Annotated in this window: 17 protein-coding genes; 9 read left to right on the top strand and 8 right to left on the bottom strand. The window is 58.9% G+C overall.

The genetic code is table 11. From position 1 onward, the window contains the following. Positions 1 to 7: 7 nt before the first annotated feature. Positions 8 to 2,479, top strand: a complete 2,472-nt coding sequence (gene infB / locus Q1A52_RS04380) for a translation initiation factor IF-2 (RefSeq protein ID WP_300011352.1) — start codon at positions 8 to 10, stop codon at positions 2,477 to 2,479. A gap of 68 nt (positions 2,480 to 2,547) precedes the next feature. Here infB and Q1A52_RS04375 read toward each other — a convergent pair whose 3' ends face one another. The 4 genes from Q1A52_RS04375 to Q1A52_RS04360 all read right to left on the bottom strand — a co-directional run bounded on the left by Q1A52_RS04375 (position 2,548) and on the right by Q1A52_RS04360 (position 5,315). Further along, positions 2,548 to 2,682 (bottom strand): hypothetical protein, encoded by a 135-nt coding sequence (locus Q1A52_RS04375; RefSeq protein ID WP_268247480.1) that lies wholly within the window; start codon positions 2,680 to 2,682, stop codon positions 2,548 to 2,550. Positions 2,683 to 2,811: 129 nt separating this feature from the next. Then, the gene (locus tag Q1A52_RS04370) at positions 2,812 to 3,210 is read right to left on the bottom strand and encodes a (deoxy)nucleoside triphosphate pyrophosphohydrolase (protein WP_299780064.1); all 399 of its coding nucleotides are present in this window, start codon (positions 3,208 to 3,210) and stop codon (positions 2,812 to 2,814) included. Between the two features lie 6 nt (positions 3,211 to 3,216). Continuing rightward, on the bottom strand, positions 3,217 to 4,443 hold the full coding sequence (gene argJ, locus Q1A52_RS04365) for a bifunctional glutamate N-acetyltransferase/amino-acid acetyltransferase ArgJ (RefSeq protein ID WP_300011350.1): 1,227 nt from the start codon (positions 4,441 to 4,443) through the stop codon (positions 3,217 to 3,219). A gap of 2 nt (positions 4,444 to 4,445) precedes the next feature. After that, positions 4,446 to 5,315, bottom strand: coding sequence for a peptidylprolyl isomerase (locus tag Q1A52_RS04360; RefSeq protein WP_300011347.1), 870 nt, complete (start codon positions 5,313 to 5,315; stop codon positions 4,446 to 4,448). A 173-nt stretch (positions 5,316 to 5,488) separates the two neighbouring features. Between Q1A52_RS04360 and secA the strand changes: the two genes are divergently transcribed. The 3 genes from secA (at position 5,489) to Q1A52_RS04345 (ending at position 10,918) form a co-directional block, all read left to right on the top strand. Then, positions 5,489 to 8,200: a preprotein translocase subunit SecA gene (gene secA, locus Q1A52_RS04355; RefSeq protein ID WP_300011344.1), complete on the top strand. Its 2,712-nt coding sequence runs from the start codon at positions 5,489 to 5,491 to the stop codon at positions 8,198 to 8,200. 107 nt (positions 8,201 to 8,307) lie between these two features. Further along, on the top strand, positions 8,308 to 9,336 hold the full coding sequence (locus tag Q1A52_RS04350) for a hypothetical protein (protein WP_300011341.1): 1,029 nt from the start codon (positions 8,308 to 8,310) through the stop codon (positions 9,334 to 9,336). A gap of 22 nt (positions 9,337 to 9,358) precedes the next feature. Beyond that, on the top strand, positions 9,359 to 10,918 hold the full coding sequence (locus Q1A52_RS04345; protein ID WP_300011339.1) for a phosphate ABC transporter substrate-binding/OmpA family protein: 1,560 nt from the start codon (positions 9,359 to 9,361) through the stop codon (positions 10,916 to 10,918). A 3-nt stretch (positions 10,919 to 10,921) separates the two neighbouring features. Here the strand turns inward: Q1A52_RS04345 and radC are convergent, their stop codons facing one another. The 3 genes from radC to dnaK form a co-directional block, all read right to left on the bottom strand. Next, positions 10,922 to 11,683 carry a DNA repair protein RadC gene (gene radC, locus Q1A52_RS04340; RefSeq protein WP_300011337.1) on the bottom strand — a complete coding sequence of 254 codons (762 nt, stop codon included), beginning with the start codon at positions 11,681 to 11,683 and terminating at the stop codon, positions 10,922 to 10,924. A gap of 176 nt (positions 11,684 to 11,859) precedes the next feature. Continuing rightward, complete coding sequence (gene dnaJ, locus Q1A52_RS04335; RefSeq protein ID WP_300011333.1) at positions 11,860 to 13,014, bottom strand: molecular chaperone DnaJ; 1,155 nt, start codon at positions 13,012 to 13,014, stop codon at positions 11,860 to 11,862. 76 nt (positions 13,015 to 13,090) lie between these two features. Beyond that, on the bottom strand, positions 13,091 to 15,001 hold the full coding sequence (dnaK, locus tag Q1A52_RS04330; protein WP_300011330.1) for a molecular chaperone DnaK: 1,911 nt from the start codon (positions 14,999 to 15,001) through the stop codon (positions 13,091 to 13,093). A gap of 211 nt (positions 15,002 to 15,212) precedes the next feature. On the opposite strand from dnaK, the gene Q1A52_RS04325 reads away from it, so the two are divergent. The 3 genes from Q1A52_RS04325 to Q1A52_RS04315 all read left to right on the top strand — a co-directional run bounded on the left by Q1A52_RS04325 (position 15,213) and on the right by Q1A52_RS04315 (position 18,174). Beyond that, positions 15,213 to 15,815, top strand: coding sequence for an alpha-ketoglutarate-dependent dioxygenase AlkB (locus tag Q1A52_RS04325; RefSeq protein ID WP_300011327.1), 603 nt, complete (start codon positions 15,213 to 15,215; stop codon positions 15,813 to 15,815). Between the two features lie 74 nt (positions 15,816 to 15,889). Next, the gene (locus Q1A52_RS04320) at positions 15,890 to 17,176 is read left to right on the top strand and encodes a caspase family protein (RefSeq protein WP_300011323.1); all 1,287 of its coding nucleotides are present in this window, start codon (positions 15,890 to 15,892) and stop codon (positions 17,174 to 17,176) included. Positions 17,177 to 17,319: 143 nt separating this feature from the next. Further along, the gene (locus tag Q1A52_RS04315; RefSeq protein ID WP_300011320.1) at positions 17,320 to 18,174 is read left to right on the top strand and encodes an NAD(P)-dependent oxidoreductase; all 855 of its coding nucleotides are present in this window, start codon (positions 17,320 to 17,322) and stop codon (positions 18,172 to 18,174) included. 3 nt (positions 18,175 to 18,177) lie between these two features. Here the strand turns inward: Q1A52_RS04315 and Q1A52_RS04310 are convergent, their stop codons facing one another. Next, positions 18,178 to 19,002 (bottom strand): ABC transporter permease, encoded by an 825-nt coding sequence (locus Q1A52_RS04310; RefSeq protein WP_300011317.1) that lies wholly within the window; start codon positions 19,000 to 19,002, stop codon positions 18,178 to 18,180. Between the two features lie 118 nt (positions 19,003 to 19,120). On the opposite strand from Q1A52_RS04310, the gene cysQ reads away from it, so the two are divergent. After that, positions 19,121 to 19,918, top strand: a complete 798-nt coding sequence (gene cysQ, locus Q1A52_RS04305) for a 3'(2'),5'-bisphosphate nucleotidase CysQ (RefSeq protein WP_300012179.1) — start codon at positions 19,121 to 19,123, stop codon at positions 19,916 to 19,918. Next, positions 19,918 to 20,718: a 3-deoxy-manno-octulosonate cytidylyltransferase gene (locus tag Q1A52_RS04300; RefSeq protein ID WP_300011314.1), complete on the top strand. Its 801-nt coding sequence runs from the start codon at positions 19,918 to 19,920 to the stop codon at positions 20,716 to 20,718. The genes cysQ and Q1A52_RS04300 overlap by 1 nt, the downstream gene beginning before the upstream one ends. Positions 20,719 to 20,886: the final 168 nt, after the last annotated feature.

Below are 20,886 nucleotides of genomic sequence, written 5' to 3'. Positions count from 1 at the left end.
GAGCTTCATGAGCGATACTGACGGCAAGAAAACATTGGGTCTGCGTGGCGGTGGCGCGCGTCCGGGCAACGTAAAGCAAAGCTTTAGCCACGGGCGGACCAAGAACGTCGTGGTGGAGACCAAGCGCAAGCGCGTTGTGGTGCCGAAACCGGGTGCGGGTAAAACCGGATCGGGCGGCGCTGCCACAGGTGATCCGTCCCGGCGTCCGGCGGGTATTTCCGATGCGGAGATGGACCGCCGCCTGAAGGCCGTTCAGGCTGCCAAGGCGCGTGAGGTCGAAGAGGCGGCCGCACGGGAAGCCGATGAGAAAGCGCGCGCGGAAGAACGTGAGCGTCGTCGCGCCGAGCAGGAAGCCAAGGAACAGCAGGAACGCGAGCGCGAAGAGAGCCTCAAGGCGAAGGCCGAGGAAGACGCGCGCCGCAAGGAAGAGGCGGAAGCAGCGGCCAAGGCGGCTGCGGCGCCGGTTGAAGAGCCCGTTGTTGCACGTCCCACCAGCACCAAGGCGCCGGAAGCGGCCCCGCGCAAACAGCAGGACCGTGACCGCGATAACAAGCGCGGCAAGGGTGGCGAAGACAACCGCCGGTCCGGCAAGCTGACGCTTAATCAGGCGTTGCGTGGCGGCGAAGGCGGGCGGCAACGCTCCATGGCTGCGATGAAACGCAAGCAGGAACGTGCTCGTCAGAAAGCCATGGGTGGTCAGGTCGAGCGTGAAAAGGTCATGCGCGATGTGCAGGTGCCCGAGGCGATTGTCGTCTCGGAACTGGCGAACCGGATGTCTGAAAAAGTTGGCGAGGTCGTCAAGGCGTTGATGAACAACGGCATGATGGTCACGCAGAACCAGACCATTGACCAGGACACCGCCGAGCTGATCGTTGAGGAATTCGGTCACAAGGTGGTCCGGGTTTCCGATGCGGACGTTGAAGACGTGATCAAGGAAGTCGAAGACGACGCAAAAGATCTCAAGGCGCGGCCGCCAGTCATCACCATTATGGGTCACGTTGACCACGGTAAAACTTCGCTGCTCGATGCGATCCGCAACGCCAAGGTTGTTGCCGGTGAAGCGGGCGGGATCACGCAACACATCGGTGCCTATCAGGTGAAAACCGATGGCGGCCAGCTGCTGAGCTTCCTTGATACGCCCGGTCACGCCGCGTTCACATCAATGCGGTCCCGCGGAGCGCAGGTGACAGATATTGTTGTGCTGGTGGTGGCTGCGGATGACGCGGTGATGCCGCAGACCATCGAGGCGATCAACCATGCGAAGGCGGCAGAAGTGCCAATGATCGTGGCGATCAACAAGATTGACCGCCCGGCAGCTGATCCGGACAAGGTGCGGACAGACCTGCTTCAGCACGAAGTTATTGTCGAGAAGATGTCCGGTGAAGTGCAGGACGTCGAAGTCTCCGCGATCACCGGTCAGGGTCTGGATGAGTTGCTGGAGGCCATTGCGCTTCAAGCCGAAATCCTGGAGCTGAAGGCTAACCCGGATCGTGCGGCGCAGGGTGCTGTGATCGAAGCACAGTTGGATGTGGGCCGCGGACCTGTGGCGACTGTTCTGGTGCAGAACGGCACATTGCGTCAGGGCGATATCTTCGTTGTGGGCGAGCAATACGGTAAGGTCCGTGCGCTGATCAACGATCAGGGCGACCGCGTGAAGGAAGCCGGTCCGTCAGTGCCCGTCGAGGTTTTGGGCCTGAACGGCACACCCGAAGCGGGCGACGTCTTGAACGTGACCGAAACCGAAGCACAGGCTCGTGAAATCGCCGAATACCGTGCGAATGCGGCGAAAGACAAACGTGCGGCGGCAGGTGCGGCGACCACGCTCGAACAGCTTATGGCAAATGCGAAGGCCGATGAGAACGTCAACGAGTTGCCTATTCTGGTCAAAGCGGATGTGCAGGGTTCTGCCGAGGCGATCGTTCAGGCGATGGAAAAGATCGGTAACGATGAAGTACGCGTCCGCGTGCTGCATTCGGGTGTTGGCGCCATCACCGAAACGGACGTGGGTCTGGCCGAAGCATCGGGCGCACCGATCATGGGTTTTAACGTGCGGGCAAATGCTTCTGCACGGAACACGGCTAACCAGAAAGGTGTGGAAATCCGCTATTACTCGGTGATCTACGATCTCGTGGACGACGTGAAAGCGGCGGCTTCCGGCCTACTCAGCGCAGAAATCCGCGAAAACTTCATCGGGTATGCGACGATCAAAGAGGTCTTCAAGGTGACCGGCGTCGGCAAAGTTGCCGGTTGTCTGGTGACGGAAGGCGTCGCGCGCCGGTCTGCCGGGGTGCGTTTGCTGCGGGACAACGTTGTGATCCACGAAGGCACGCTGAAAACGCTCAAGCGCTTCAAGGACGAAGTTGCCGAAGTTCAGTCTGGTCAGGAATGTGGTATGGCGTTCGAGAATTACGACGATATCCGTGCCGACGATGTGATCGAGATTTTCGAGCGCGAGGAAATCACGCGGACTCTGAGTTAAGCAGCAGAACAAAAAAAAAGGGAACAGCGCAAACGCTGTTCCCTTTTTCATGTGTGTTTGAGTGCTTATCAGGCCGCTTTGGTGACCGGCGCGCCCGTATAGCTTGTGTCATCCACTTTCACGACGATACGTCCGTCGGGCAATGCCCTCACGTATAGCCCCTGAATCGACACAGCACTCCCCAGAGTGATCGTCCGTAACATGTCGTTCTCCTCCCCAGGATAATGACTATGAAACAATTATCTCAGTTTGATTAAATTACCATAAACAAAATTCGTGTTTTCCTCTAATAGGCGAAAAATTGCGAACAATGTCGCCCGCAGAGAGATTGCCTACAGCCAATCGCGCAGAATAGGGATCAAAGGCACGTCCGCAGCAGGCATAGGGTAGTCCCTGAGGGCTGTCGGTCGCACCCATTTCAGTGTCTGATTTTCACGTGACATCGGGGTGCCTTCCCACTTGCGGCAGGCAAAAAGCGGCATCAGCAGGTGAAAGTCATCGTAGCTGTGGCTGGCAAATGTCAGCGGGGCCAGACAGGACGCCCATGTATTGATCCCCAGCTCTTCCTCCAGCTCGCGGATCAACGCTACTTCGGGTGTCTCGCCCGGCTCGACTTTGCCGCCGGGAAACTCCCAGAGACCGGCCATGGATTTGCCTTCGGGCCGTTGCGCCAGCAGGACGCGCCCATCCACATCAATCAGGGCGACAGCGGAAACGAGAACAGTTTTCATGAGAGATTAGGACCGGTAATCGGCGTTGATGTCGATGTAGCCGTGGGTCAGATCGCAGGTCCAGACGGTGGCCCGGCCGTCCCCCAAACCGATGTCCACGCCGATGAACAACTCCTGGCCTTTCATATGTGCGGCGGCCTGCGCCTCGTCGTACCCCGGGCTGACCCATCCCTTTTCGGCCACAATCACGTCTCCGAACCGGATGGACAGCAGGTCGCGATCTGCTGCGGCACCGGATTTGCCCACGGCCATGACCACGCGGCCCCAGTTGGGGTCCTCACCCGCGATGGCGGTTTTCACCAGCGGGGAGTTCGCGACGGAAAGGGCGTGCGTTTTGGCGTCGGTATCCGTTTTGGCGCCGGTAACGTTGATCTCCACAAATTTCGTGGCACCTTCACCGTCGCGGACAACCTGATGCGCAAGGTCCAGCATGACCCCATGCAGCGCATCGGAAAACGCCAGATCGCCGCTGACGTCCACACCGGACGCGCCCGTCGCCGCGACCAGAAGCGTGTCGGAGGTCGAGGTGTCACTATCGACCGTAATGCAGTTGAAGGTGCTGGCGTTGTGACCCGACACCATCGCCTGAAGTTCTGCCTGCGGTATTTTCGCATCCGTAAAGATATAGACCAGCATTGTCGCCATGTCCGGCGCGATCATGCCCGAGCCTTTAGCGATGCCCGCGATGGTGACGGCTCTGCCCGCTATATCGACCGTGGCGCTGGCCCCCTTTGGGAAGGTGTCTGTCGTCATGATGGCCCGCGCTGCCGCGGCGATGCCTTTTGCGTCTTGTATGTCAGACAGAGTTTTCAGATGCGCGGTGATGCGGTCGAAGGGCAACGGCTCTCCGATCACCCCGGTTGAAGAGGTAAAAACGCGCTCTTGCGGGATATTGCAGGCGTTTGCGGTGGCAAGGGTGATTGCTCCCACCGCATCGTCACCATTGCGCCCGGTAAAGGCGTTTGCGTTGCCCGAGTTGACGAGGAACGCAGCCGCCGATCCGGAATCCCCCCCCAGCTTGGCCTGACAATCCAACACTGGTGCAGCCCGGGTCGCCGAGGTGGTGAATACACCGGCAATCGCCGTGCCGGGTGACATGCATGCAAGCATGACGTCATCGCGTCCCTGATACCGAACACCGGCAGCGATGGTGGCAAATGTCACACCCTCGACAGCGGGCAGGTCCGGAAACGCCTTGGGCGCCAGCGGCGAAACCGCGGAAATCTTGGCCATCGTTATTCCAGAAGGTCTGTCTGTTTCAGCACCGCCGGGTCGACTTCCAGATCGGCAGGGACCTGAACATCCGCCGCATCGGTTGCGTCCCGGATCGCTTCCTGCGCCGCAATCTGACTGAGTTCCTGGGTCAACTCTTCCCGGACATCTTCCAGCGCCGGGATATCCGCTTTGCGCGTTTCGTTGAGCTTGATGATGTGCCAGCCGAACTGGGTCTGCACCGGGGCCGAAACCTCACCCACCTCAAGCGCGATGGCCGCTGCTTCGAACGCAGGCACCATCATACCAGCGCCGAACCACCCCAACTCCCCACCGTTCGGACCGGACGGCCCCGTCGATTTTTCCCGCGCGGTGGCGCCGAAATCGGCACCCCCGTCAATGGTTTCCTTGACGGCCAAGGCGGCCTCTTCGGTTTCCACCAGAATATGGGAGGCGTTGTATTCCTCTTCGGGATCGATATCCCCGAATTGCCGATCATAGAGCGCCTGGAGGGCTTCGTCTGTGATCGCGTCCTGCAACACGGCCTCTACGACTTCGCCAGCCACCAGCGAACGGCGTTCATTCTCCAGCGATTTGGTGATCCGCAGGGGCAATTCGCCTTCGAAGTTCTGCGCCAGGGCACTTTGTTGAACCAGCTGCTCCAGAATGCCGTCATAAAGGACTTTGTCATCCAGTTGCTGATATTGTTGCGGCAGGCTGGCGCGCGCAGCGATCATGTGACCCAGTGTGATCTCGACACCATTAACTGTCGCGACAACCGTTTCGGCGGTGGGCGGCTCTGCATTGGCTTCCGTTTCTGTCTGGGCCCAGGACGGCATAGCCAATGTGACCAGCAGCGCGGCGCCGGCCATGAGGGTGAGGTGTTTTTGCATGGATTGGTCCTTGGGCTGCGTCACGGCAGGGCGCGACATTGACACGGTTTGGCGTGACCCTTACATCGCCCTATGGGCGCGGCTAGGGTGCTGCGTTCCCTTTCTATCTATGGGCTGTGCCGCAGACGAGCAAGCAAATCGGCGCCATTCCCTAAACTTCGGCTGGAGAACGCATGCTGGGCATCGGAACAATCGCAAAAAAGGTCTTTGGGACACCAAATGACCGCAAAGTCAAAGCGACCCGCCCGCTGATCGAGAAGATCAACGCGCTTGAGCCAGAGTTCGAAAAACTGAGCGACGACGGCATCAAGGAAAAGACCGAAGAGCTGCGCAAGCGCGCGCTGGATGGCGAAAACCTTGACGACCTGCTGCCCGAAGCCTTTGCCAACTGCCGTGAAGCGGCGCGCCGGGCCTTGGGCCTGCGCGCCTTTGATACGCAGCTCATGGGGGCAGTGTTCCTGCATCAGGGCAATATTGCGGAACAGAAGACCGGTGAAGGCAAGACGTTGACCGCGACATTCGCCGCCTACCTGAACGGTCTAACCGGTAAGGGCGTGCATATCGTCACTGTGAACGAATACCTCGCCAAACGCGATGCCGCTTGGATGGGGCAGGTCTTTGGCGCGCTCGGTCTGACCACGGGCGTGGCTTATTCCGAGATGTCCGAGGAGGACAAGCGCAACGCCTATAGCAGTGACATTACCTATGCGACGAATAACGAGCTTGGGTTTGACTATCTGCGCGACAATATGAAATCCGAGCTGAGCCAGATTTTCCAGAAGCATCACAACTTCGCGATTGTGGACGAAGTGGATTCGATCCTGATCGACGAAGCGCGCACGCCCTTGATCATTTCCGGTCCGGCGCAGGACCGGTCCGAGATGTACAAGACCATCGACGTGGTGATCCCGGAGCTGGACGACAGCCATTTCGAGCTTGATGAAAAGACGCGGAACGTGACCTTCACAGATGAGGGCAACGAATTCCTGGAAGACCTGCTGCGGTCGCGCGAGTTGCTGGAAGAGGGGCAAACCCTCTACGATCCGGAAAGCACGACCATCGTGCACCACGTGAACCAGGGTCTGCGGGCGCACAAGCTGTTTCAGCGCGACAAGGACTATATCGTCCGCGATAACGAGGTGGTGCTGATTGATGAATTCACCGGCCGGATGATGGCGGGACGTCGTCTGTCGGACGGTTTGCACCAGGCGATTGAGGCCAAGGAACACGTGGCCATCAAACCCGAGAACGTGACGCTGGCCTCGGTGACGTTCCAGAACTACTTCCGTCTTTACGACAAGCTGGCAGGCATGACCGGTACGGCCCTGACCGAAGCAGAAGAGTTCCAGGAAATTTACGGGCTGGGTGTGGTCGAAGTACCCACCAACAGGCCGATTGCCCGGATTGACGATGACGATCAGGTCTACCGCACCGTCCGCGAAAAATATTCTGCCATGCTGGACCAGATCAAGGAAAGCAACGGCAAGGGCCAGCCGGCGCTGGTTGGCACCACCTCGATCGAGAAGTCCGAAGTGCTGAGCAAGATGCTGACGGATGCCGGGATCAAGCACAACGTTCTGAACGCGCGCCAGCACGAGCAGGAAGCGCAGATCGTCGCGGACGCAGGCAAATTCGGCGCGGTGACGATTGCGACCAACATGGCTGGCCGCGGGACGGACATCCAGCTGGGCGGCAACGTGGACATGCAGGTGATGAACGCCATCGCTGCCGATCCCGAAGCCGATCCCGAGGAAATCCGCGCCAAGGTCGAAGCCGAACATGCGGGTGAGAAAGCCAAGGTGCTGGAGGCCGGCGGGCTCTATGTTCTGGCCTCCGAGCGCCACGAAAGCCGCCGGATCGACAACCAGCTGCGGGGTCGGTCAGGACGTCAGGGGGACCCCGGCCGGTCGTCGTTTTACCTGAGCCTCGAAGACGACCTTATGCGTATTTTTGGGTCCGAGCGTCTCGAAAAGGTGCTGACAACGCTTGGCCTGAAGGAGGGGGAAGCCATTATTCACCCCTGGGTTAACAAGTCACTGGAGCGGGCACAGGCCAAGGTCGAAGGGCGCAATTTCGACATCCGCAAGCAGCTCTTGAAGTTCGATGACGTGATGAATGAGCAGCGCAAAGTGGTCTTCACCCAGCGTCGCGATATCATGGAAGCCGCCGATCTCAGCGAGATCACGACCGACATGCGGCACCAGGTGATCCACGATATGATCGATCAGTACCTGCCGCCGAATACCTATGCGGACCAATGGGACTCCGAAGGTCTGTACGATGCGGTGAAGGAGCAGCTTGGCGTTGACGTGGCGGTCATGGACTGGGTTGAAGAAGAAGGCGTCGATGATGAGGCGATCCAGGAGCGTCTGGTCGCGGCCACTGACGAATTCATGGCCAACAAGGCCGAGCAGTTCGGCTCCGAGAACATGCGCAACATTGAAAAGCAGCTTTTGCTGCAGGCCATTGACAGCAAGTGGCGCGAGCATCTGCTGACGCTGGAACACCTGCGATCTGTTGTCGGGTTCCGCGGATATGCCCAGCGTGATCCGCTAAACGAGTACAAGAACGAGTCCTTCCAGCTTTTTGAAGGCATGCTTGATAGCCTGCGGTCGGACGTTACGCAGAAGCTTTCGCAGATCCGGCCTCTGTCCGAAGAAGAGCAAAGCGAGATGCTTGAGCAGATGCGGGCGCAGCAGGCAGCGGCTCAGACTGCGGCAGCGGTTGCGACGGCGGGCAGTGCGGAAGCCGGTGAATCGGGCGGTGATGCGGCACCAGGCTTTGTCGAAGGCGATCCGTCGACCTGGGGAAATCCCGGGCGGAACGAGCAATGCCCTTGTGGGTCTGGAAAAAAGTTCAAACACTGTCACGGACGCCTCGTCTAACCTGTCTGCCTTCTTCTTGCCCGAATGACTCCCCTCCGCGGTCACAACTCAGCCGTGTTTACCTTTCATTAAGGTTTTGTCCGACTGGTGGAGAGGGATCAAAACAGATGTCGCATAAGACAGAAATCATGACGGCTGTAGGCACTTTAGCCTGCGCTGTCGGCATCGGTTTCGTGATGCAGAGCGGCGAAGTTGCCGAGCTTCGTTATGGGTCCGCGCAGGCGTCTCCTGAAAAGCTCAAAGTACAAAGCGCGTTGCCGCTGGATGTCATTGAATTCCCCGACACACCGTTCTCCAAAGATGAACCGGCATTGGACATCAGCGAAATCATCCTGACCTCTGCCGATGTCGAGACTTTGCGTAAACTACCAACACTGGATGAACCGGTTTTGGTCTACGCCTCAGCGGTCAGTCCTCTTTATGAGCCTGCCGCGCCTGAGAGCCGCCCAAAACATCTCTGCCCCGTGAAATTGTCTGCCGAGCCCTTTGCCGCCGCTATGGTAAAGCTGAGCCTGACAGCCCCGTGCATGCAGAACGAACGGGTGACTGTGCGCCACGAGGGGCTGGAATTCACTGAAACCACATCCGCGTCCGGCGGGTTGGACATGACCGTACCGGCTCTGTCCGAAGATGCGAAATTCGACGTCATATTTGTCAATGAGTACATGGCGCATGCTCAGGCATCGGTGCCCAGCGTTTCGCTCTATGATCGCGTGGCCGTCCAATGGGAAGGTAACAACACCGTTCAGCTTCACGTACGGGAGTTTGGTGCCCATTATGGTGAACCAGGTCACGTTTGGGCCGGCGCCATGCGCGACATTTCGGTTGTGACGGATGGATCTGGTGGCTTTCTGACACGCCACGGGGACAGTGCCGCTGCAAACGCCAGAATGGCCGAAGTTTATACCTATCCGGCGAAGATCGCGCAGACCATGGACGCGCTGGACGTCAGCATTGAGACGGAAGTGACAGCGGCCAACTGCGGTCGCGAAGTAGAGGCAACCGCGTTGAAACTGATGAGCGGAACCGCGCTGCCGGCCCGCACGGTATCACTTTCCGTGCCAGGATGTGGAGCCGTTGGCAACTTTCTGGTGTTGAATAATCCGCTCGAAGACCTGACAGTCGCATCGAACTGACACTGCGACGAGGTCCTTTCAAATGAAATTGAGACGTGCGGCGGCTTTCGCTGCACTTTTTCTATGCAGTCTCTGGCTTCCTGTGGTCGCGCAGGATGTTACCCTGACATCGCGCGATGGCCGTATCGAGCTGACCGGTACCTTGCTTGGGTTTGACGGAGAGTTCTACCGCATCGACACGCTGTACGGCGAATTGACCGTGGATGGCTCCGGCGTTTTGTGTGACGGGCCCGGCTGTCCCAATCTGCAGGACTACGTGGCAGAACTTAGTATCTCCGGATCGGCAACCATGGGCGCGGTCCTGATGCCTGCGCTCATCGAAGGGTTTGCCTTGCGTAATGGGTACATTGCTCTGCGCATGGTCGAGGAAAAAACACGTTTCAACTACAGCCTGACCGACGAACGGACTGGCAAGCTTGCAGCCGTCTTCTTCTTTCGCGTGACCAATACAGACGAAGGCTTTGCCGATCTGTTGGCCAATGAGGCGGATATTGTCATGGCGCTGCGTGAAATTCGCGAAGACGAGCTGTTGCGTGCCGCGGAAGCGGGCATGGGGGACATGACCGGCAACAACCGCAGCCGTGTGCTGGCCCTGGATGCCGTGGTGCCCATTGTTGCGCCGAACAATCCCGTCCGGGACATCTCGCCCGTTGATCTTGCGCGCGCGTATGCGGGTCAGATCACCAATTGGTCCGACCTGGGGGGACCTGATGCGCCCATCGCCCTGCACGCGCCCGCGCCTGAAACCGGTTTGGGGCAGGCCATTGAGGATGAGATCATCGCCCCTGCTCAACTGCAGATGTCATCCAGAATAATACGCCATGCGCGGGGTGCCGACTTGTCAGATCACGTGGCGCGGGACGCTTTTGCACTGGGTGTGGCGAGCTTTGCCGAGGTTGGAAACGCACAGGCCCTTACGCTGACAGGCCTTTGCGGGCGGCCCTTGCGCGCAACCCGGCGCACGATCAAGACAGAGGACTACCCCCTTACCGCACCGATGTTTATCTACCTGCCCGCCCGGCGTTTGCCCAGGATTGCGCGCGAGTTTCTGGCCTATACGCGTGGCCCCTCAGCGCAGATCGTGATCCGGCGCGCCGGGTTCGTTGATCAGGCTCCGGAAGAGGTGCCGGTGGATGATCAGGGCAACAGGTTTGTCAATGCAATCGCCTCTGCAGGCGCCGAGGTGCCGCTCTCCGAGTTGCAACGCATGGTCTCCGTATTGTCACCCATGAAGCGGCTGACGACCTCCTTCCGCTTTGAGGCCGGGTCTGTTCGGCTGGATGCCCAGTCGCGCTCCAATATCCAGCAATTGGCGCGCGGGCTGGAACAGGGGCGGTATGACGCGCGTAAGCTTTTGCTTGTCGGGTTCAGCGATGGCGAAGGGCCAGCTGAGGCCAACCGCGGCATTGCTTTGCGCCGCGCGGAGGCGGTGCGCAGTGCAATCATCGAGGCGGCGGAAACTGCCGATCTGGATCATGTTGTGATAGATGTGGATGCCTTTGGTGAGGCGATGCCCATGGCCTGCGATGGCAGCGCCTGGGGGCGTCAGGCCAATCGCCGGGTCGAGGTCTGGGTGCGCTAAAGCTCAGAGATAGCCTTCGCTGCGAAAACTCAACTCACGCGATTTACCGATGATCAGGTGGTCATGCAGCGTGAGCCCGAGGGCCTGACAAGCGGCGTTGATCTGGTCAGTCATGGCGATATCGCCCTGTGAAGGTGTTGGATCGCCTGAGGGATGATTATGTACCAAAATCAAAGCGCTGGCATTCAACTCCAGCGCTCGCTTGGCAACTTCGCGTGGATAAACCGGCACATGATCGACAGTGCCCTGGGCCTGCTCTTCGTCGGCGATCACCACATTCTTCCGGTCCAGATACAGTACGCGGAATTGCTCGGTCTCCCGGTGGGCCATGGTGGTGTGGCAGTAATCTAGCAAGGCGTCCCAACTGCTGACGACGTTTTGTTCGAGTACGCGGGCGCGGGCCATCCGGTGGGCCGAGGCTTCGACAATTTTCAGTTCGGTGATCACTGCGTCGCCAACGCCGGAAACGTCGCGCAGCCGTTCCGCGGGCGCGGTCAACACGCGGTTGAAATCGCCAAACCGGTCCATCAGGGCGCGGGCCAGCGGCTTCACATCGCGGCGCGGGATTGCCCGGAACAGAACCAACTCCAACATCTCGTAATCTGGCATGGCGGCTGCGCCGCCTTCCATGAAACGAAGGCGCAGCCGCTTGCGGTGATCTGCGATGTAGGAGGGTGTCGTGCCGCTGGGAAGGGGGACAGGCTCTGCTTCGTCAAGCAGGAAGGGCAGGGTGGATTCGGCGAATGTATGTGGATCACTACTCATGAACCCGAGTGTGCGGAGTCATGGTTTCTGATTGGTTAACCCGAGCGTCAAAACAGTGATCGGGCCTGCTCCGCAGCACTAAGGGTGGCGGACCCTTGGGCAACAGGCGAACTGACAGGTAGGGTGGGCTTTAGGCCACCCTAGGTGAAGTCCCATTGTACGTTCCGGCCGTAAGGTTACCCCTTCATGGAATCCCAGAAGGTTTTCACGGAGGAAAAGAAGCTGGAAGTCTCCGGGTTGTTGTTCTCAGAGAGGTCCTCGAATTCAGCCAGCAGTTCCTTTTGCCGGGCGGTCAGGTTCACCGGGGTTTCCACCGCCAATTCGATGAACATATCCCCTGATCCGGCGCCGCGCAGCGCGGGCATGCCCTTGCCGCGCAGACGCATCTGGCGACCGGATTGGCTGCCCGAAGGGATTTGCACGCGTCCACGCCCGCCGTCGATGGTCGGTACCTCGATGGACCCGCCAAGCGCGGCCTTTGCCATGGAAACGGGCACGCGGCAGAAGAGGTTCCCGCCTTCGCGCGAGAACAGCTCATGCTCGATCACATCGATGAAGATATAGAGATCGCCCGAGGGGCCCCCCCGCATGCCCGCTTCACCTTCACCGGCGAGACGGATGCGGGTGCCGGTTTCGACCCCGGCAGGGATGTTCACGTTAAGCGCCCGCTCTTTTTCGATGCGGCCAGCGCCGTTGCAGGATTTACAGGGATTGTTGATGTGCTGACCGAGGCCGGAGCACGTCGGGCAGGTCCGTTCGACCGTAAAGAATCCCTGCTGCGCGCGCACTTTCCCCATGCCGGAACAGGTCGGGCAGGTTGTCGGTTCCGCGCCGCCCTCTGCGCCGGAGCCGTTGCAGCTGTCACAGCCGACTGAGCCCGGTACGTTGATCGTCTTTTGCAGACCGGCGTAGGCGTCTTCGAGCGAGATGCGCAGATTGTAGCGCAAATCGGAGCCCCGTGCGGCCCGGCGTCCACCGCCGCCGCGTTGGCCGCCCATGAAATCACCGAAGAGGTCGTCGAAGACGTCCGAGAAGGCAGAGCCGAAATCGCCCTGACCGCCGCCGAACCCGCCACCGGGACGACCGCCGCCGCCACCCATGCCGCCTTCGAATGCAGCGTGACCAAAGCGGTCGTAGGCGGCTTTCTTGTCGGCGTCTTTCAGAACTTCATAGGCCTCGTTGGCCTCTTTGAACTGGGATTCAGCTTCTGGATTATCCTTGTTGCGGTCCGGGTGGAGTTCTTTCGCCTTCTGGCGATACCCCTTTTTAATCTCGTCCGCGGAAGCGCCTTTGGCGACACCAAGCACGTCGTAATAATCACGTTTTGCCATCCGATAGTCCCCTTACTGGAACGTGAGAGGCCGACCCGGAGGTCGGCCTATGCAGTGGTTCCGGGTATCGCGCAACTTATGCGCGCTTGTCGTCGTCGAGATCTTCGAACTCGGCATCGACGATATCGTCATCACCATCGCGCGGCGCGTCGGCGGCCTCTGCCACGTCCTCACCCTCTTCCTGCGCGGCCTTGTAGATGGCCTCGCCAAGCTTCATCGCCGCTTCGGTCACGTTCTGGATGCCGGATTTGATCTTCTCGGCATTTTCGGTTTCCAGCTCGTCCTTGAGCGCGGCAATTGCCAGTTCGATGGCTTCGATGGTGGTCGGATCGACCTTGTCGGCATGCTCTTCCATCGACTTCTCGGTCGAGTGGATGAGGCTTTCCGCCTGGTTCTTGGCTTCGATCAACTCGCGGCGTTCCTTGTCGGCTTCCGCGTTCTCTTCAGCGTCCTTGACCATCTTGTCGATGTCTTCGTCCGACAGACCGCCCGACGCCTGAATCGTGATCTTTTGCTCTTTCATTGTGCCCTTGTCGAGCGCACCCACCGACACGATACCGTTGGCGTCGATGTCAAAGGTGACTTCGATCTGCGGCATGCCACGCGGGGCGGGCGGGATGTTTTCAAGGTTGAAGGCGCCGAGGATCTTGTTGTCGGACGCCATCTCACGCTCACCCTGGAAGACACGGATCGTCACCGCGTTCTGGTTGTCTTCGGCGGTCGAGAAGATTTGCGATTTCTTCGTCGGGATCGTGGTGTTGCGGTCGATCAGGCGGGTGAAAACACCACCCAGCGTTTCGATACCCAGCGACAGTGGGGTCACGTCGAGCAGCACCACATCCTTGACGTCGCCTTGCAGGACACCGGCCTGAATGGCAGCACCCATGGCGACCACTTCGTCGGGGTTCACACCCTTGTGCGGCTCCTTGCCGAAGAATTTGGTTACTTCCTCGACCACTTTCGGCATGCGGGTCATACCACCCACCAACACGACCTCGTCGATGTCGGAGGGACTGAGGCCTGCGTCTTTCAGGGCCGCCTGGCAAGGCTTGATCGAATTCTTGATCAGGTCGCTGACCAGCGATTCCAGCTTGGAGCGCGTCAGCTTCATGACCATGTGCAACGGTTGACCATTGGCCCCCATGGAAATGAACGGCTGGTTGATCTCGGTCTGGCTGGCGCTGCTGAGCTCGATCTTGGCTTTCTCCGCCGCTTCTTTCAGGCGCTGCAGGGCCATTTTATCAGCGGTCAGGTCCACCTGATGCTCTTTTTTGAATTCACCCGCCAGGTAGTTGACGATGCGCATGTCGAAGTCTTCACCGCCGAGGAAAGTGTCCCCGTTGGTGGATTTCACCTCAAACAGGCCGTCGTCGATTTCCAGAATGGTCACGTCGAAGGTCCCGCCACCAAGGTCATAAACCGCGATGGTTTGTGTCTGCTCTTTGTCCAGACCATAGGCCAGCGCCGCCGCTGTGGGCTCGTTGATGATCCGCAGCACTTCGAGGCCCGCGATCTTGCCCGCATCCTTGGTCGCCTGACGTTGGGCGTCGTTGAAGTAGGCAGGCACGGTGATGACTGCTTGCGTGACGTCTTCGCCGAGATAGCTCTCGGCGGTTTCTTTCATCTTGCCGAGGATGAAAGCGGAAATCTGAGAGGGCGAGTATTTCTCACCCTTGGCTTCCACCCAGGCGTCGCCATTGCCGCCATCAATGACGTTGAACGGCATGTTCTTCTTATCCTTGGCGAGGTCCGCATCGTCAAACCGACGACCAATCAGACGCTTGACGCCAAAGACGGTGTTTTCAGGGTTGGTGACGGCTTGCCGTTTCGCGGGCTGACCCACGAGGCGCTCATCATCTGTGAAAGCAACGATGGACGGGGTCGTCCGTGCGCCTTCGGAGTTTTCAATTACACGGGGCTGACTGCCATCCATGATGGAAATGCAGCTGTTGGTGGTGCCTAGGTCGATACCAATCACTTTGGCCATTTTTAGATCCCTCATTTACTCAAGGCGATGACACGGAGCATTGGCCCGTTATGGCGCCGTTGCCCCGATCTGGATAACACAGGAAGCGGGTCGCTTCGTGCGGTTCGCAGCGTATATAAGGAGGGGTCTCGGGCGCTGCAACCTTTAGGCGCGGCATCCTCGGGGATTCTTATGGCAAATTCTGCTCAATTGGCGCTTCGACGGGGGACGCATGGCACATTTGACGGTTGCGGGCTTCGAAATCCACACATCTTACCTCGCGCCAGACGCGCAACACGCCTTGCTCGACGCCCTGCGGGAGGTGGTCCGGGCCGCGCCCTTCGTTGATCCGGTGACCCCCAGCGGTAAAAAGATGTCGGTGCGCATGACGGCTGCCGGGCAATACGGCTGGATCACCGACCGGCAGGGCTACAGATACGCGCCACAGCATCCCCAAGGGACGCCCTGGCCGAATATTCCCGAAAGCGTTCTGGAGATCTGGCGCGACCTGACGGGGCTGGCCCACATGCCAGAGTGTTGTCTGATCAACTATTATGGCAAAGGCGCGCGCATGGGCCTGCATCAGGACAAGGACGAGGCCAGTTATGACTGGCCGGTGGTGTCCATATCGCTTGGCGATGACGGGCTGTTTCGCATGGGCGGAACGCAACGGGGCGGCAAGACGCAATCGATCTGGCTGAACTCCGGGGATGTCGTGGTCATGGGCGGTGCCGCGCGGCTGGCCTATCACGGCGTCGACCGCATCCGTTTTGGGTCCAGCACGTTGCTGCCCAAGGGCGGGCGCATCAACCTGACGCTTCGGGTGACGACATAGCGACAGCCATGAACAATTGAAATGACACCAGCGCTGTGCAACGATCAGTCGTTTTCAATATGCGCGTCTCATTCATGCTGTTTCTTCGCCCCTTTTTTCTTGTAACCCTTTTGGCGCTGTCCCTGCCTGTCGCCGTGTCGTCAAAGGATCGTGTGGCGCTTGTGCTGGGCAATTCCGACTACGCGCATCTGGGCTACTTGCCGAATGCGGCCCAGGACGCTCAGGATGTCTCAGATGCATTGCGCGCGCTGGAGTTCGAAGTTTTCGAAGGCATTGATTTGACGCGCAAGCAGATCGGGCGGTTGGTATTCCGAGTGATGTCGCGGCTGGATGAAGACGATCTGGCCCTCTTCTACTATGCCGGACATGGGGTTCAGTTCGGGTCACAAAACTACATTCTGCCCGTCGATGCGACAGGTACCACCGAAGAAACGGTGCAGAAATCGGCGATCCGACTGCAGTCCATTATCAAAGATATCGAACAAAGGGCGAGCAGGAACGTGGTCATCATGGATGCCTGCCGGGACAATCCGTTTGCCCAAGGTCTGGATGAACCGCTCCAGAGCATGGGCGCAACGGGTCTTGCAGAACTCAAAGGCGGGCTCAGCACCTTCGTCGCCTTCGCGACCGAACCGGGGCTGGCTGCATCGGACGGTGCTGGCAGGAACAGCCCCTTTACCGGCGCTCTACTGCGTTACATCAACGATGAAGAAAAGGACGTGCACGAGCTGATGCGCAAGGTCCGCTATGATGTTGTTCAGGAAACCAACAGCGCGCAGACCCCTTGGGAAAGCTCCTCTTTGCTCAAGAAAATATGTCTCGCACAACCGGGCGGCCATTGTGCGCAACCGGTCAGCTTGCCAACGCCCGCGCCGCAACCGGAAACGACCACCCCGGCTCAATCGCAGCCGCAGTGGCCCGACCTGGTTCTGACGCATGTGGTGTCCGGGCTTGATCCGAATGGCGATGGGTTTCTGGCTCTGCGCGCGGGGACGTACAGCGGTGCGGTGCGTCTTGCGAAAATGACCGAAGGTACACGGCTGCAGTTTCTGGGGCAGGACGGTGTTTGGTTCCACGTGCGCACGGAGACCGGGCTGGAGGGGTGGGCGCATTCCAACTGGATCAGGTTTACAGGTGCGCAGACCAGCGCCGCCCAGACCACCTGCGAGGCGCTGTGGCAGCAACGCAACGCGTATTTCCACCGGCGGGGCTATTGTTTCCAGTCGGCGCGGGGGCAAGCGGCGTTTTCCAATCAGAACTGCATTCCCGGGCTTAGCGCGGCAAACGTGCCGTTGAGCTCTGCCGAACGGGCCGCGGTGTCGCAGATCAAGGCGCAGGAACGGGCGATGGGGTGCCTCTAGACCGTTTCGACGGTAAGGCAAATGGCGAAGACCAGCGTGAACGCCCAGAGATGTCCACGTGATTGCCAAGCCAATTCTGTTATGGGACATGCAAATGAACTTGGTGCCTGACGTGCAGGCCCGCTGTCCAGGGAGAGTGTTGAATGGAACGAATCGGGGTTGTTGGACTGGGCCGCATGGGCAGTGCCATTGCGCGGCGCATGTCCGCCATGGGACATTCGGTGCAGGGATGGACACGCAGCGGTCGTGCGGTGACCGGTGTAGACAGCGCCCCGGATCTGGGCAGCCTGGTGGCGCGCAGCGATACCCTGATCCTCAGCCTCTTTGACGACGTGGCGGTGTCTGAGGTGCTGGAGGCGCTGATTGGCTGCGATTTGACGGGCAGACAGATCATTGACACCAGCACGGTGGTGCCCGACATCCTCAAGACCCGCATGGAAGCGATCAGAGCGGTCGGAGCAACGGCGGTCGATGCACCAATTTCGGGGGGCCCGGATCTGGTCATGGCCGGGAAATGCGGGATTTTCATGGGCGGTGAGGAGGCTGCGGCCGCGCGGGCTCAGGACACACTTGCGTGGCTTTCCAGTCGCATCTTTCACGTGGGCCCGCTGGGGGCTGGCCTCGCGATGAAGGTGATCAACAACGGTATGATCCAGACTTACTTCAACGGTCTCGCGGACTTCATGCCCTTGGCAAAAAGGGCTGGATTGCCACTCGAAACAGCGCTGAAAATTCTCAGCGGCGGGCCTGCAGGCATGCCGATGGTCGCCGACCGCATTCCAAAGGTGTTGGGTCAGGACAAGGAAATCGGATTTACGATCAACGCAACCTACAAGGACGCGGATGTCTTCCGGCGCGTCATGCAGTCTTTTGATCTGCCGTCGCCGATGCTGGATAGTTTTGCGGAGATGAGCGGCACCGCCATAGAGGCCGGTTTGGGCGAAGATGATCCCGCTGCCTTTATCCGTTTTGCCTACGAGGGTGACGCAAAGCCTTGATCTTCAACGTCGCGCGTTCCAGCTGAGCGAGGCGTGCCGACGGGTATAGAATTCCCCCATCAGGCCGATCATTACAAGCACCACGCCGACCCAAACGGCATAGTGCCAGTCCGTATAGCGGGGATTGTAGTTGATGAAGACAAAGCCCCGCGTCTGGTCGATGGCGTGAAACAGCGGGTTCCAGTCAAACATTGCCAGCATGAAGCCCGGCAGACTGTTCGCCACGAACATTTTTCCTGACGCGATCATATTTGCCCGCTGGTAAATGGTCGAAAAGATACTGACCACTTGCGGCATCCAGGGTTTCAGAGCCAGGAGCACAAGGCCCAGTGCCACACCCGTGAACCAGGCCACCATCAGCATGCCAAAGGCCGCCGCCGGTTCCTCGATGACCACCGGGGCAATTGCGACGTGATACCCAAAGAGAATGATGCCCAGCGAGAGCACCTGAATGTAGAGCGCGCCAATGGCGGCAGAGGCGATGGCAATAATCGTGTTCATCGGCGCATGCTGCATCATTGGGCTGGCAGGCCCTTCCGATCCGACGACCGCACTCATCGATTTCGTGTGGGTGATAAACAGGAAAATGCCCGACATGATATAGAGCAGGAAATCGCCCCGGATCGCGGAACCGCGCAGGCCCAGCACCGAGAACATAAAATAGAACGCAAGCACGAAGATCAGCATCTGCAGAACATTGATGAAGATCGCGGCAAAGGCGTTATTGTGCGTTTTGCGCACGGATCTGACAACGGAGTGATATACCAACTCCAGTATCGTCAGCGCAGAAGTTAATCCGCCCTCATTGCGTTTTGTTGCCTGAAACATGACCGCTTTGCCTTTTAACCTTCGCGAGTATCGCACGGAATTCTTGCTGTTCCGTTAGAGCTTGACCATAAGGGGCATCGTTTTGAACATCAATGATCGTGGAATGGATGGTGACGTCATGGATTATGTGAAACTGGTTGAGGTCATGCGTCGGCTGTCGATTGAGGCTGGTGCGAAGATCATGGAGATTTATGAATCGGATGATTTTGATGTGAAAGCGAAATCGGATGACAGCCCGGTCACGGCGGCAGATGAAGCTGCGGATGCGTTGATTTCGGCTGGCCTGCGTGCCGCGTTTCCCGACGTCATGCTGGTGACCGAGGAACAATCGGCGACACATGATACCTCGGGCGATACATTCCTGATCGTTGACCCACTCGATGGGACCAAGGAATTCATTCACCGACGGGGCGATTTCACCGTGAACATTGCTCTGGTCGAAGGGGGTGTCCCGACGCGGGGGGTTGTCTATGCGCCTGCCAAGGGTCGGATGTTCTACACTGATGCCAATGGTCAGTCTGTCGAGGAAACGGGTGATCTGGTCGTGGATCAGGTGGGGGGTCTGACACCGATGTCGGTGTCTCAGGCTGACAACACCGCTCTGATGGTCGTTGCGTCGAAGTCCCACCGGGATCAGGCGACCGATGACTACATCAACAAATACTCTGTCAGAGATATGAAGAGTGCGGGCTCGTCGCTCAAATTCTGTCTCGTAGCAACCGGGGAGGCAGATCTTTACCCGCGTCTCGGTCGCACGATGGAGTGGGATACAGCGGCAGGCCACGCGGTGCTGTCGGGTGCGGGGGGATCCGTTGTTCGGTTCGATGATCTGAAACCGCTTAGATACGGCAAGGAGGATTACGCAAATCCGTTTTTCATCGCTCACGCGCCAACCGTCGATCTGAAAGACAGCTGATGTCGGTCCTGATCGTAATCCCGGCGCGTTATGCGTCCAGCCGCTATCCGGGTAAACCTCTTGTGGGCCTGAAGGGCGCATCAGGCCAGTCACGCAGCCTGATCGAGCGCAGCTGGCTGGCTGCGCAAGAGGTTGCCGGTGTCGCACGGGTCGTCGTGGCCACTGACGACGACCGTATCAGAGAGGCGGCGGAAGCGTTTGGCGCAGAGGTCGTCATGACATCCTCCAATTGGGTGAACGGCACGGAGCGTTGCGCAGAGGCACATGAGATTTTGGGTGGGGGATATGAGATCGTCGTTAACCTGCAAGGCGATGCGCCTCTGACGCCGCAGTGGTTCATCGAAGATCTGGTCACCGGGCTGCGGGCGGCACCGCAGGCGGAGATCGCGACGCCGGTGCTGCGCTGCGATGGGGCTACGCTCAACGGTCTTTTGAATGATCGAAAAGCAGGGCGTGTTGGCGGCACAACGGCCGTTTTCGACGCAAGCCGCCATGCCTTATACTTTTCCAAAGAGGTGATCCCTTTCACACCGCAAACCTATCCGGATGCAGAAGAAACACCTGTTTTTCATCATGTTGGCGTTTATGCATATCGTCCCGAAGCACTGGCTGCCTACCCGACATGGCCGATGGGCCCATTGGAACAGCTTGAGGGCCTTGAACAGTTGCGATTCATGGAAAATGGCCGGGCCGTGCTCTGCGTGGAAGTCGCAGCGAAAGGGCGTCACTTCTGGGAACTGAACAACCCTCAGGACGTGCCGAAGATTGAAGGGATGATGGCACAAATGGGTTTGGATTGAGCGTAGATTGGCTCGGTTTTCCACATGATCTCGCTCTCTGAAAACACCGAGAAAAATGTGCTGACCAGTTGCAACAATGATTAATATTATGCCCGTTATGCGAGTATATTGGCGAGACTCCGCTATAATTCGTGAAATCGAACCAATTGTGCTCAAAAATAGCTTTAA

Origin of the sequence: uncultured Roseobacter sp. (genome assembly GCF_947488185.1) — a bacterium.
Lineage (GTDB): Bacteria > Pseudomonadota > Alphaproteobacteria > Rhodobacterales > Rhodobacteraceae > Roseobacter.
The sequence above is the reverse complement of the archived record's forward strand: the minus strand, read 5'-3'. Positions and strand labels throughout refer to the sequence as shown.

Coding starts and splice junctions, on each gene's coding strand:
- infB (WP_300011352.1), top strand. CDS start 8: ATGAGCGATACTGACGGCAAGAAAACATTGGGTCTGCGTGGCGGTGGC.
- Q1A52_RS04375 (WP_268247480.1), bottom strand. CDS start 2,682: ATGTTACGGACGATCACTCTGGGGAGTGCTGTGTCGATTCAGGGGCTA.
- Q1A52_RS04370 (WP_299780064.1), bottom strand. CDS start 3,210: ATGAAAACTGTTCTCGTTTCCGCTGTCGCCCTGATTGATGTGGATGGG.
- argJ (WP_300011350.1), bottom strand. CDS start 4,443: ATGGCCAAGATTTCCGCGGTTTCGCCGCTGGCGCCCAAGGCGTTTCCG.
- Q1A52_RS04360 (WP_300011347.1), bottom strand. CDS start 5,315: ATGCAAAAACACCTCACCCTCATGGCCGGCGCCGCGCTGCTGGTCACA.
- secA (WP_300011344.1), top strand. CDS start 5,489: ATGCTGGGCATCGGAACAATCGCAAAAAAGGTCTTTGGGACACCAAAT.
- Q1A52_RS04350 (WP_300011341.1), top strand. CDS start 8,308: ATGTCGCATAAGACAGAAATCATGACGGCTGTAGGCACTTTAGCCTGC.
- Q1A52_RS04345 (WP_300011339.1), top strand. CDS start 9,359: ATGAAATTGAGACGTGCGGCGGCTTTCGCTGCACTTTTTCTATGCAGT.
- radC (WP_300011337.1), bottom strand. CDS start 11,683: ATGAGTAGTGATCCACATACATTCGCCGAATCCACCCTGCCCTTCCTG.
- dnaJ (WP_300011333.1), bottom strand. CDS start 13,014: ATGGCAAAACGTGATTATTACGACGTGCTTGGTGTCGCCAAAGGCGCT.
- dnaK (WP_300011330.1), bottom strand. CDS start 15,001: ATGGCCAAAGTGATTGGTATCGACCTAGGCACCACCAACAGCTGCATT.
- Q1A52_RS04325 (WP_300011327.1), top strand. CDS start 15,213: ATGGCACATTTGACGGTTGCGGGCTTCGAAATCCACACATCTTACCTC.
- Q1A52_RS04320 (WP_300011323.1), top strand. CDS start 15,890: ATGCTGTTTCTTCGCCCCTTTTTTCTTGTAACCCTTTTGGCGCTGTCC.
- Q1A52_RS04315 (WP_300011320.1), top strand. CDS start 17,320: ATGGAACGAATCGGGGTTGTTGGACTGGGCCGCATGGGCAGTGCCATT.
- Q1A52_RS04310 (WP_300011317.1), bottom strand. CDS start 19,002: ATGTTTCAGGCAACAAAACGCAATGAGGGCGGATTAACTTCTGCGCTG.
- cysQ (WP_300012179.1), top strand. CDS start 19,121: ATGGATTATGTGAAACTGGTTGAGGTCATGCGTCGGCTGTCGATTGAG.
- Q1A52_RS04300 (WP_300011314.1), top strand. CDS start 19,918: ATGTCGGTCCTGATCGTAATCCCGGCGCGTTATGCGTCCAGCCGCTAT.